The organism is Streptomyces sp. NBC_01508 (assembly GCF_045040315.1).
Lineage (GTDB): Bacteria > Actinomycetota > Actinomycetes > Streptomycetales > Streptomycetaceae > Streptomyces.
The window spans coordinates 5,706,348-5,718,962 of sequence record NZ_CP109419.1 but is presented as its reverse complement, the minus strand read 5'-3'; the positions used below and the strand labels follow the sequence as shown (position 1 = coordinate 5,718,962).

The 12,615-nt window shown below is 72.0% G+C and carries 7 protein-coding genes; 3 read left to right on the top strand and 4 right to left on the bottom strand.

The genetic code is table 11. The annotated features are described in order from the left end of the window. Positions 1-201 precede the first annotated feature (201 nt). The gene (locus OG700_RS26650) at positions 202-828 is read left to right on the top strand and encodes a phosphotransferase (RefSeq protein ID WP_405617758.1); all 627 of its coding nucleotides are present in this window, start codon (positions 202-204) and stop codon (positions 826-828) included. Positions 829-1,249: 421 nt separating this feature from the next. On the opposite strand, the gene OG700_RS26645 is transcribed toward OG700_RS26650, so the two are convergent. The 4 genes from OG700_RS26645 to OG700_RS26630 all read right to left on the bottom strand — a co-directional run bounded on the left by OG700_RS26645 (position 1,250) and on the right by OG700_RS26630 (position 9,688). Further along, positions 1,250-5,149: an ABC transporter ATP-binding protein gene (locus OG700_RS26645; RefSeq protein ID WP_405617756.1), complete on the bottom strand. Its 3,900-nt coding sequence runs from the start codon at positions 5,147-5,149 to the stop codon at positions 1,250-1,252. 182 nt (positions 5,150-5,331) lie between these two features. Beyond that, entirely contained in the window at positions 5,332-7,041 is a 1,710-nt protein-coding gene (locus tag OG700_RS26640) for a thiamine pyrophosphate-binding protein (protein WP_405617754.1), read from the bottom strand. After that, positions 7,038-8,051 carry an agmatinase gene (gene speB / locus OG700_RS26635; protein ID WP_405617752.1) on the bottom strand — a complete coding sequence of 338 codons (1,014 nt, stop codon included), beginning with the start codon at positions 8,049-8,051 and terminating at the stop codon, positions 7,038-7,040. The genes OG700_RS26640 and speB overlap by 4 nt, the downstream gene beginning before the upstream one ends. 128 nt (positions 8,052-8,179) lie before the next feature. Next, positions 8,180-9,688, bottom strand: a complete 1,509-nt coding sequence (locus OG700_RS26630) for a sodium:solute symporter (protein WP_405617750.1) — start codon at positions 9,686-9,688, stop codon at positions 8,180-8,182. A 129-nt stretch (positions 9,689-9,817) separates the two neighbouring features. Here OG700_RS26630 and OG700_RS26625 point away from each other — a divergent pair, with 129 nt between their 5' ends. After that, positions 9,818-11,266, top strand: a complete 1,449-nt coding sequence (locus tag OG700_RS26625) for a PucR family transcriptional regulator (protein ID WP_405617748.1) — start codon at positions 9,818-9,820, stop codon at positions 11,264-11,266. 172 nt (positions 11,267-11,438) lie between these two features. Then, positions 11,439-12,596: an acyl-CoA dehydrogenase family protein gene (locus OG700_RS26620; protein ID WP_405617746.1), complete on the top strand. Its 1,158-nt coding sequence runs from the start codon at positions 11,439-11,441 to the stop codon at positions 12,594-12,596. Positions 12,597-12,615: the final 19 nt, after the last annotated feature.

Sequence of the window (12,615 nt, the reverse complement as noted above, 5' to 3'; positions counted from 1 at the left end):
GCGAGAATACGGAGTTCCTGGTTCGGACAAGTCGGTCCACGAGCGGCGGCATCGCGTGACGGTTGGCGGAGGAACCGTCACCGACCGCCGTTCCCCGGCCCGAACCTCGCGCGACCTCCCACGCGGGTACGGCTGTCCCGGCCGGCCCGCGTGGGGGCGGCACGACGGACCCGACGCAGACGGCAGGCGGCGTACGGCGGCGTGCGCGGCGGTCCCGCACGTTTCCCGCGCCCTGAATTCCTGGACGGCGACGAGGAACGGCGGCTGCTGGTATTCGGGATGCTCGACGGCGTCCGGTCGGGCAGTGAACTGGCCGCGGAGGAGGAGTTCACCGAGGCGATGTCGGCGCAGGCCGGTCGCACGATGGCCGCGCTGCACCAACTGCCGTTCCAGTCGGCGGACTTCCCCGGACCGGACCCGCATCCGTACCCGCCCGTCGAAGACCTGCGGTCACTGCCGCTGGAGCACTACGTCAACGCCACCGGCGCGTTCATCCAGGGCTGGGGGCTGCTGCAGCGCGACGCCGCGCTGCCCGACGGGCTCGAACGGCTCCGGGCGGCCGAGGCCGACGCGGCGCGCGTGCCCATCCACGGGGACCTGAGGCCGGATCAGTTCCTGCTCACCGAATCGGCGTTGTACGTCAACGACTGGGAGGAGTTCCGGCTCGGCGATCCGGCGCGTGACGTCGGGGCGTACGTCGGCGAGTGGCTGCACCGCGCGGTGCCGCGGATTCCCGCGCAGGAGACGGACGACGCCTTCTCGGCGACCCTCACCCACGAGGAGGTCGTGGCGCGCGGCAGGCCGGCTGGTCCCCTCCCCTGCCGGTGACCACAGCGTCCTGCTCACCGGCGAGGAGGTCACCGGCGGCGACCCGGCGCTCGACCTGGGCTGGGTCCTCGGCGAACTGCACGAGCTGCGTGCCGCCGCCGCCCGCGGTCTCGGCGCCGCCGGGCAGGCACCGCCCGTGGACTATCCGGCGGCGGCCCGTGCCCTGCCGGCTACCTCCGTAAGGAGGAGAACAGGGAGGGCGGCGACACCAGCCTCCTTACGGAGTACGCCGCAGCGGAACTGCCACCACCCGGCACCGGCCGCGCCGCCACCCTCCGACTCGCCATCCACATGCGGGACTTCGCGTCCTTCGTGCGGCTGGCACGAGGATCTGCGCCACTACGCCCATCTGCTGGCGGAGACCCTCGACGCGGACGGCGCGCCCACGTTGCGGTGGTGAGCGCCCGCGTCCGGACCACCGTCACGCCCCGGCGACGACGGCTCGCTCCCCCTCGGGCTCGGCCTCGCCGACGAAGCTGCGCCACAGCCGCGCGTACGAGCCGCCGAGCGCCAGCAGTTCCGTGTGCGTACCGTCCTCCACGACCCGCCCGTGGTCCAGCACGACGACCCGGTCGGCCCGCGCCGCCGTCGTCAGCCGGTGCGCGACGACCAGCGTCGTCCGCCGCCCCGACAGCCGGTCCGTCGCCTGGTTGACCAGCGCCTCGGAGGCGAGGTCGAGCGCGGCGGTCGCCTCGTCCAGCAGGAGGACGTCGGGGTCGACCAACTCGGCGCGGGCCAGGGCGATCAGCTGCCGCTGACCGGCGGAGAGGTTACGGCCACGCTCGGCGACCTCGTGCAGATAGCCGCCGTCCAGCGTGGCGATCATCTCGTGTGCGCCGACCGCGCGGGCCGCCGCCTCCACCTCGGCGTCGGTGGCCCCCGGCCGCCCGTAGGCGATGGCGTCGCGCACCGTACCGGCGAAGAGGTACGCCTCCTGCGGTACGACGCCGAGCCGGTGCCGGTACGCGGTCATGTCCAGGTCGCGCAGGTCGGTGCCGTCCGCCGTGACACGGCCGGACGTCGGGTCGTAGAAGCGGGCGACGAGCTTGACGAGCGTGGACTTGCCCGCGCCCGTCTCACCGACGAAGGCGACCGTCTGGCCCGCCGGGATAAGGAGGTTGATGCCCATGAGAGCGGTCTCGTCCTGGACCGGGGCCTTCGTCAGGACCGGGGCCTTCGTCAGGACGACGGCCTCGTCCGGGTCGCCCGCGCCACCGCCCTCCACCAGGCCGCCGTCCAGGCCGCCGTCCAGGGTCCCGTACGCGAAGTGCACGTCCTCGAAGGCGATCTCGCCGCGCAGCGACTCCACGGCGAGCGGCTTCTTCGCCGCCTCCGTGGACGTCGGCTCGCGCAGCAGCTCCTGGATGCGTCCCAGCGAGACCGTGGCCTGCTGGTAACCGTCGAAGACCTGCGACAACTGCTGCACGGGCGCGAAGAACAGCTCGATGTAGAGCAGATACGCGACGAGTGCGCCGGTCGTCAGCGTCCCCGCCTCCACCCGGCCCGCGCCGACGATCAGCACGGCCGCGGCGGCCACCGAGGACAGCAGCTGGACGAACGGGAAGTAGACCGATATCAGCCACTGGCCGCGCACCCGCGCCTGCCGGTAGTGGTCGCTGCGGCCCGCGAACCGCCGCGCGCCGTCCTTCTCGCGCCCGAAGGCCTGCACGATGCGCAGCCCGGACACCGACTCCTGGAGGTCGGCGTTGACGACGCTGATGCGCTCGCGCGCCAGCTCGTACGCCTTGACGCTCTTGCGCCGGAAGAAGACGGTGCCGACGATCAGCACGGGCAGGGTCGCGAAGACCACCAGTGCCAGCTCCACGTCGATGACGACCAGCACGACGAGGATGCCGAAGAAGGTGACGACGGAGACGAAGGCCGTGACGAGTCCGGTCTGGAGGAAGGTGGACAGCGCGTCCACGTCCGTCGTCATACGGGTCATAATGCGGCCGGTCAACTCACGCTCGTAGTAGTCGAGTCCGAGCCGCTGGAGCTGCGCGAAGATCTTCAGGCGCAGCGAGTACAGCACGCGTTCGCCGGTACGCCCGGTCATCCGCGTCTCGCCGATCTGCGCCATCCACTGGACGAACACCACGACCAGGCCCAGCAGGGACGCGGCCCACACCGCGCCGAGCGCGAGCTGTTCCACGCCGTTGTCGATGCCGTGCCTGATCAGGACCGGCAGCAGCAGGCCCATGCCGGCGTCGATGGCGACCAGCGCCAGGCTGGCCGCAAGGGGCAGGCCGAAGCCGCGCAGCAGCCGGCGGAGCCCGTACGACGACTCGGCGGTGACGGCGCGCGCCTCGTCGATCGACGGGACGTCGGTGGCCGGCGGCAACGCCTCGACCTGCGCGAGGAGTTCGGGGGTCGCGCCGGGCGCCGCCGACTCCTCGGCGGGCGCCTCCTCGCGTTCCCACAGGGTGGGGGTGATGCCGCGTTCGGCGTCGAACGCGGCGTCCATCTCCTCCTGGACGGTGCGGTCGTCCTCGGCCGCCGTGGAGCCGACGTGGGCGGGGGTGTGGCCGGGGGACACGCCGCCGAGTTCGTCCGGGTCGGTGAGCAGGCGCCGGTAGAGGGCGGAGCGTTCCTGGAGTTCTTCGTGGGTGCCGATGTCGGCGAGGCGTCCCTGGTCGAGCACCGCGATCCGGTCGGCGAGGCCGAGGGTGGAGCGGCGGTGTGCGATGAGCAGCGTCGTACGGCCGGCCATCACCGAGCGCAGCGCCTCGTGGATCTCGTGCTCGACGCGGGCGTCGACGGCGGACGTGGCGTCGTCCAGGAGCAGCAGGCGGGGGTCGGTGAGGATGGCGCGTGCCAGGGCGATGCGCTGGCGCTGGCCGCCGGAGAGGGTCAGGCCCTGTTCGCCGACGGTGGTGTCGTAGCCGGCGGGCAGTTCGGCGATGAAGCGGTCGGCCTGGGCGGCGCGGACGGCGCGTTCGATCTCCTCGTCGGTGGCGTCGGGCTTGCCGTAGGCGATGTTGGCGCGGACGGTGTCGGAGAAGAGGAAGCTGTCCTCGGGGACGAGCCCGATGGCGGCGCGCAGGGAGTCGAGGGTCAGTTCGCGTACGTCGTGGCCGCCGACGAGGACGGCGCCGTGCGTCACGTCGTAGAAGCGCGGCAGGAGCAGCGACACGGTGGACTTGCCGCTGCCTGAGGAGCCGACGACGGCGACGGTCTCGCCGGGGCGGATCTCCAGCGAGAAGCCGTCCAGGACGGTGCGGCCGTCTCCGTAGGAGAACGTCACGTCGTCGAACTCGACGGATGCCTCGGCGTCGGCGGGGAGGTCCTTCGTGCCGTCCTGGATCGACGGCTCGGTGTCGATGAGTTCGAGGACCCGCTCGACGCCGGCGCGGGCCTGCTGTCCGACGGTCAGGACCATGGCGAGCATCCGGACGGGGCCGACGAGCTGCGCGAGGTAGGTGGAGAAGGCGACGAACGTGCCGAGGGTGATCTCGCCGCGGGTGGCGAGCCAGCCGCCGAGCGCGAGCATCGCGACCTGCCCGATGGCCGGTACGGCCTGGAGGGCGGGGGTGTAGCGGGAGTTGAGCTTGATCGTGCGCAGCCGCCCCGCGAACAGCTTGCGGCCGGCGGCGCGCAGCTTGCCGGTCTCCTGGTCCTCCTGGCCGAAGCCCTTGACGACGCGTACGCCGGAGACGGACCCGTCGACGACTCCCGCGACGGTCGCGGCCTGCGACTGCGCGTACCAGGTGGCGGGGTGCAGCCGGGTGCGGCTGCGGCGGGCGATGTACCAGAGGGCGGGGGCGACGGCGACGGCGACGAGCGTCAGGGGCAGCGACAGCCACGCCATGATCACGAGAGAGATGATGAAGAGCAGGACGTTGCCGATGGTCATCGGCAACATGAAGAGCAGGCCCTGGATGAGCTGGAGGTCACTGGTGGCGCGGCCGATGACCTGTCCGGTGGACAGCTCGTCCTGGCGGCGGCCGTCGAGCTTGGCGATGGTGCCGTACATCTCCGTACGGAGGTCGTGCTGGACGTCCAGGGCGAGGCGTCCGCCGTAGTAGCGGCGGATGTACGTCATGGCGTAGATGACGACGGCCGCGGCTATCAGAAGGCTCGTCCAGACGGCGATGGACCGGGTACCGGTGCCGATCACGTCGTCGATGACGACCTTGGTGATCAGCGGGACGAGGGCCATGACGGCCATGCCGGCGAGGGACGAGCCGAGGGCGAGGATCACATTGCGCCGGTAGCGCCAGGCGTAGCCGACGAGACGCCGGGCCCAGCCCGGCGTCTCCCGCTCGCCCGCCCCGCTCCCGCCGGGCTTCTCGCGCTCCGGGTCTGTCCGCTCCGCCGCCACTGTCGCCGCCTCCCGTTGCCCTGCCGCTCGTTCCGGTGCGGGCGTCCCCCGTGGACGACCACCTGCCGAAAGGCATCAACGCGGCCATGTGCGGATTTCATCCCACCGCAACAAATACCCGTCGCTGGTCGTAGGTGCCCGTCGGAGGAACTAGGACTGATGACCAGGTCGGTACGGCCCCGCTACGTCGGGGGCAGGTTCGTCGAGGGCAGGTGCGTCGGGGCGAACAGCTTCAGGAGCGCCGGGAGCACCACCACCGACGGGCCGGGGGCCGCCAGCGCCTTGGACAGGTCTTCCCGCAGCGTCTCGGGGGTCGTACGGACCGCGGGCACCCCGAAGGACTCGGCGAGCGCGACGAAGTCCGGGCGGGCCAGCTCCGTGCCGGTGCTCTCGCCGAAGGCGTCCGTCATGTACTCGCGCAGGATGCCGTAGCCGCCGTCGTCCACGATCAGCCAGGTGACGGGGAGGTCGTACTGCCTCGCCGTGGCCAGCTCGGCGATCGAGTACATCGCGCCGCCGTCGCCCGAGACCGCGAGAACGGGTTTCGTACGGTCGGCCGCCGCCGCGCCCAGGGCCGCCGGGAAGCCGTAGCCGAGACCGCCGGCGCCCTGGCCGGAGTGCATCGGGCCCGGCCAGGCGGACCAGGCCCAGTAGGCGAGGATCGTCATGTCCCAGAAGCTGGGCGAGGTGGCGGGCAGCGCCTTTCGTACGGAGGCGAGCACCCGCTGCTCCAGCGCCAGATCCTGGGTGTCGATCCGCTTGCGTACCTTCGCCAGCACCGTACGGACCGCGTCCCGCGCGGAGTCGGCGGCGGCCGGGGTGTCGCGGCCGGTGACCGATTCCAGCAGCGCGGACAGGGCCTCCCGCGCGTCGGCGTGGATGCCGAGCGCCGGGAGGTTGGACTCCAGCTTGCCGAGGTCGGCCTCGATCTGGATCACCCGGCCGCGCGGGCGGAACGTGTAGTAGTTGGAGGACAGTTCGCCGAGCCCGGAGCCGACGACCAGCACGACATCGGCTTCCTCCAGGAAGTCGGTGGTGTGCCGGTCCTCCAGCCAGGACTGGAGCGACAGCGGATGCTCCCAGGGGAACGCGCCCTTGCCACCGAAGGTGGTGACGACGGGGGCGGCCAGCTTCTCGGCGAGGGCCCGCAGCTTGCCGGTGGCGTCCGACCGTACGACTCCGCCGCCCGCGATGATCACGGGGCGTGCCGCGTGGGACAGGGTGTGTGCCGCCACGGCGATCAGCTCCGGGCGCGGCAGCAGTTCGCGCGGGGTGGCGTCGACGGCGGTGACGAGCGGCAGCGTCGTCTCCTTGAGGAGGACGTCCTGCGGGATCTCGATCCAGACGGGTCCGTGCGGTGCGGTGAGCGCGGATTCCCAGGCCGCCGCGATCGCGGACGGGATCTGGGAGGCCGTACGGACGACGTGCACGGACTTGACGATGTCGCGGAACGAGGCCTGCTGGTCGCGCAGTTCGTGGAGATAGCCGTGCCGGCCGCCGCCGAGGCCCGCCGACGGGATCTGGCTGGAGATCGCGAGCACGGGCGAGGACGCCGCCGCGGCCTCCTGGAGCGCGGCGAGCGAGGTCAGCGCGCCCGGCCCGGTGGAGAGCAGCAGGGGCGCGACTTCGCCGGTGACACGGCCGTAGGCGTCGGCGGCGAATCCGGCGTTGTTCTCGACGCGCAGCCCGATGTACTCCAGGTCGGAGCGGCGCAGCGCGTCGAACATGCCCAGCGCGTGCTGGCCGGGCAGGCCGAAGACGGTGGTGGCGCCGAGGCCGTGCAGCGTCTCCACGACGAGGTCGCCGCCGTTGCGCCCGGCGGGCGGGTTCAGGGCCCGCGCGGTCTGCTCGGGGGTGTGGCGGGGGATCTCGTGGTGGTGGTCGTGTGTCACTTCGCGCGGACCTCCGCGATCTGGCGGGACATGATCGTGGTCAGTTCGTACGCCGTGTGGGAGGCGGCGACGGACGTGATCTCCGCGTGGTCGTACGCCGGGGCGACCTCGACGACGTCGGCCGAGACGAGGTGGCAGGAGGCCAGTCCCCGCAGGATTTCGAGGAGTTCGCGCGAGGTGAGCCCGCCGGCCTCGGGCGTGCCGGTGCCGGGCGCGTGGGCCGGGTCGAGCACGTCGATGTCGATGGAGATGTACAGCGGGCGGTCGCCGATGCGCTGCCTCAGCTGGTCGGCGACCTCGTCCACGCCGCGCCGCATGACGTCGGCGGAGGTGACGATGCCGAAGCCCATCCGGTGGTCGTCGTCCAGGTCCTTCTTGCCGTAGAGCGGTCCGCGGGTGCCGACGTGCGACAGCGCCTCGGTGTCGAGGACGCCTTCCTCGACGGCCCGGCGGAACGGGGTGCCGTGGGTGTACTCCGCGCCGAAGTACGTGTCCCAGGTGTCCAGATGCGCGTCGAAGTGGAGCAGCGCGACCGGGCCGTGCTTCTTGGCGACCGCGCGCAGCAGCGGCAGCGCGATCGTGTGGTCGCCGCCGAGGGTCATCAGGCGCGCGCCGGTGGAGAGCAGGCCGTCGGCCGCCGCCTCGATCGTGTCGACGGCCTCGTTGATGTCGAACGGGTTGGCGGAGATGTCCCCGGCGTCGGCGACCTGCGCGAGCGCGAACGGCGACGCGTCCTGGGCGGGGTTGTAGGGCCGCAGCAGCCGGGACGCCTCGCGGATCGCGTTCCCGCCGAAGCGGGCGCCGGGCCGGTAGGACACCCCGCTGTCGAAGGGGACACCGACCACGGCGACATCGGCGGCCCCGACCTCGTCCAGCCTGGGCAGCCGGGCGAAGGTGGCGGGCCCCGCGAACCGGGGCACGCGGGACGAGTCGACGGGCCCGCGTGGGCCGCCGTCCCGGCTCTCGGCCGCCCCGGTGTGGGGGGTGTCGGGTCCTGCTGCGCTGCTCATGCTCGTGGAGCCCCTTTCGTGGTGCGTGTTCGTTTCCAGCATGACCCCTCCCACTGACAACGCTGACAACACTGACAACGCTGCCAACGCCGGCGGCGGCGCTGCCGGTGGGCGGGGCCGGGCAGGGCTCAGCTCGTGCTTCCGGCCGGGACGGACGGCTCCCGAGAGCCGTCCCCGGTCCCCTCGTTCCCGTCCGCGCCCTCACCCGCGAGGCGGCGGCGCCACGCCGCCAGCACGGCCGCGTCCGTCGGCTTCGTCAGCAGGCTGACGACGAGGTAGACCGCCAGCGAGGCGAGCAGCCCGTAGTAGATGGGCTCGTTGGCCAGGATGCCGTACGCCGCCATCAGGCCGACGACGGTCAGCCCGCCCACGATCATCGCGGCGAGCGCGCCCCGCACCGTGCCGCGCTTCCACAGAAGGCCGCCGAGGATGGGCACCAACAGGCCGCCGACGAGCAGGTTGTACGCGACGGTCAGCGCCCTGACGACGTCGTTGAGCGCGATGGCGATGCAGATGACGGCGAGGCCCATGACCAGGATGAAGGCGCGGTTGTCCTTCACCTCGTCGCGCTCCCCCGCCGGGTCCGCCGGCCCCGCCCGCCGCCCGAGCAGCTCCCGCAGCCGCGCCCAGATGTCGTTGTTGGCGACGGTGGCGCAGGCGATCAGCGCGCCCGAGGACGTCGACATCACGGCGGCGAGGGCGGCGGCCAGCACCAGCCCCCTTACGCCTGGCGGGAGTTCGTCCTTGACGATGGTGGCGAACGCGTCGTCGGCGCTCGGCAGCTTCGGGTAGAGGACCTTGGCCGCCGTACCGATGACGGCCCCGGCGATCGCGTAGACGAGACAGTAGGTGCCGGCGACGGTGCCGCCCCAGCGGGCGGTCGTGTCACCGCGGGCGGTGAACACCCGTTGCCAGATGTCCTGTCCGATCAGCATGCCGAAGGTGTAGATCAGCACATACGTGAAGATCGTCTCGCCGCCGATGCCCAGCGGGTCGAAGTACTCCGTAGGAAGCTTCGCCTTCATTTCGCCGAAGCCGCCCGCCTTGACGACGGCGATGGGCAGCAGGAGCAGCAGCACCCCGATCGTCTTGACGACGAACTGCACCATGTCCGTGAGCGTGATCGACCACATGCCGCCGAGCGCCGAGTACGCGACGACGATCGCACCGCCCAGGATGATCGCGACGGTGCGGTGCATGTCGAAGAGGACGTCGAAGATCGTGGCGTACGCGATGGTCGAAGTGACCGCGAGCATCAGGGTGTAGGCCCACATCACCAGTCCGGATATGAGACCGGCGCGTCCTCCGTACCGAAGGTCGAGCATCTCGGAGACGGTGTAGACCTTCAGCCGGGCGATGCGCGCGGAGAAGAACACCGACAGGGCCAGCAGCCCGAGGCCGATGGTGAAGACCATCCAGGCGCCGGAGAGGCCGTACTGGTAGCCGAGGCCGACGCCGCCGATGGTGGAGGCGCCGCCGAGCACGATGGCGGCCATCGTGCCGGAGTACATCCAGGGACCGAGCCGGCGCCCCGCCACCAGGAACTCGCTCTTGGACTTGGCGCGGCGCATGCCCCACCAGCCCATGGCGAGCATGCCGGCGAGATAGACGACGATCACCGCGTAGTCCACAGCCATGGGGCTTCCTCCTGATCGACTCCGGGGACCGGAGGTCCGGCCTCGTGTGGGTCGACGGTAGGTGGCGGGAAAGAAACGCTGAAGTGTACGTTTCATCCATTCCTTCCGCCTCCGATGGATGGACCGTCCATGCCGGAACCCTCCGCTCCGCCCACCCCGCCGGTCCCGCTGGCCGCGCTGCTCGCGGACACCACGCTTGGCCTGCGCCTCGTCGCGGGTCTGCCGGGCGACGCGGCGGGCGTCCCCGTCCACTGGGTGCACACCTCGGAGATGGCCGACCCGTACCCGTATCTGCTCGGCGGTGAGCTGCTGCTGACGGCGGGCGTACAGCTCGTGGACGCGCACGCCGACACCTACGTGAGAAGGGTCGTCGAAGCGGGCGCGACGGCTCTCGGCTTCGGGGTCGCGCCGGTGTACGACACGGTCCCGGACAGCCTGGCCGACGCGTGCGACCGGCACGGGCTGCCGCTGCTGGAGATCCCCCGGCGTATCCCGTTCACCACCGTGGCGCGCGGGGTGTGGCGGCTGATGGCCGAGGCCCGCCACCGGGAGCTGCGCCGGGTGACCGAGGCCCAGCAGGGCCTCGCGGCCGCCGCCGCCCGCCCCGACCCGGTCCCCGCGGTGCTGCGCCAGCTCGCGGTACGGCTCGGTGGCCGCGCGGTGCTGTTCGCCCCGGACGGCGCGGAGTTGCACGCCACGGGCCGCGACCCGGCGCCCGGCTCACGTACGGCGCTGGTCCGGCTGGCCCGCGTGGTGAACCCTCCGGGCGGGGTCTCCGCGCCCGCCTCCGCCACCGACACCGTCGGGGACGCGCGGCTGGCCGCCTACGCGCTGGGCGGCGGCCAGGGCCTCGTCCTGGGCGTCGCCGCCGGAGGCCGGGAGGCCGGGGACCACACCGTCACGGGTGTGGCCGTCGTCCTGCTGTCGCTGCTCACGGCGCCGCACCAGGGCGCGGCGGAGGCCGCGCGCTCGGCGGCGCTCGTACGGCTGCTGCTGGGCGCCGAGCCCGCCGAGGCGGCGCCGCTGCTCGGCCCCGGTCCCTGGACCGTCGTGCACGCGCACGGGGGCGCCACGCCCTTCGCGGCGTCCGCGCTGGCGGCGGCGCTCGGCAGCGCGCTGGCCGAGACGGACGGTGGGACCGTACGCGTCCTGACCGACCGTCCGGTCACCGCCCAGCCCGGCTGGACGCTCGGAGTGAGCGCCCCCGCCGGCCCCGCCGCCCTCGCCGAGGCCGACACCCACGCGCGGCGCGCGCTGCGCCACGCGGCGGCCACCCGCACCGACCTCGTACGCCACCGCGAGCCCGGCCCCGACGCCCTGACCGCGCTCGTCTCTCCTGAGGAGGCCGCCGCCCACGCCCGTGCCCGACTGGCCCCGATCGCCGGCTCCCCCGCGCTGACCGAGACGCTGCGCACCTGGCTCTCGCTGCACGGCAGTTGGGACCGTACGGCGGTGGCCCTGGCCGTCCACCGCAACACGGTCCGCCAGCGCGTCGCCCGCTGCGCGGCCCTGCTGGACGCGGACCTGGACGAGACGGACGTCCGGATGGACCTGTGGTTCGCGCTGCGCAGGCTGTGACGCCTTCAACTCCCTGCGCGTCTGGACACCCGTGCGAACCGCCGGGTAACTTTGACTGAGCAAGCGCTTAGACAGGTGGCCGGCCAGTGCGCTCGGAGCGTGCGCCCCGAGCGCCCCCGAGCGGGTTGGGTCGGGTTGGGTTGGGTCGACAGGTCGATACAGGAGGCTTCACGTGCGCCGTACGGTGTTCAACGAGGACCACGAGGCGTTCCGGGAGATCCTGCGCGCCTTCATCGAGGCCGAGGTCGTCCCCGTCTACGACGAGTGGTACGCCGATGGCCTGGTCCCCCGCGACTTCTACTACAAGCTCGGCGAGCTGGGCATCTTCGGCATCGAGGTGCCGGAGGAGTACGGCGGCGCGGGCGAGGAGTCCTTCAAGTTCCAGGCGATCGTCTCCGAGGAGTGCGCCCGTGCGGGTGTCTCCTTCGGAGGTTCGTCCGTGCATGTCGCGCTCTGTCTGCCGTATGTGAAGGCGTACGCCACCGAGGAGCAGAAGAAGCGCTGGCTGCCCGGCTTCGTGACCGGCGAGACCATGTACGCCATCGCCATGACCGAGCCCGGCACCGGATCCGACCTCGCGGGCATGAAGACCACGGCCAAGCTGTCCGCCGACGGCTCGCACTACGTGCTCAACGGCTCGAAGACCTTCATCACCGGCGGCGTGCACGCCGACCGCGTCATCGTCTGCGCCCGCACCGCCCCGCCGGGCCCGGAGGACCGCAGGCACGGCATCTCGCTGTTCGTCGTGGACACCAGGTCCGAGGGGTACGCGGTCGGCCGCAAGCTCGACAAGCTGGGCCTGAAGTCCTCGGACACCGCCGAACTGTCCTTCAGCGACGTCAAGGTGCCCGTCGACGACCTGCTCGGCGAGGAGAACAAGGGCTTCTCCTACCTGGGCCAGAATCTGCCGCAGGAGCGCCTGGGCATCGCCGTCGGGGCGTACGCGCAGGCGTCGGCCGCGATCCGGTTCGCCCAGAGCTACGTGCGGGACCGCACCGTCTTCGGCAAGACCGTGGCCTCCTTCCAGAACACCAAGTTCGAACTGGCCGCCTGCAAGGCCGAGGTCGACGCCGCCGAGGCCGTCTGCGACCGCGCGCTCGAAGCCCACGACGCGGGCGAACTGACCGCCGCCGAGGCCGCGTCGGCGAAGCTCTTCTGTACGGAGGTCGCACACCGGGTGATCGACAAGTGCCTCCAGCTGCACGGCGGCTACGGCTACATGAACGAGTACCCGATCGCCCGCCTCTACGCGGACAACCGCGTCAACCGCATCTACGGCGGCACCAGCGAGGTCATGAAGATGATCATCGCGAAGTCCATGGGCCTGTAAGGCCGTACGGCACTGACAG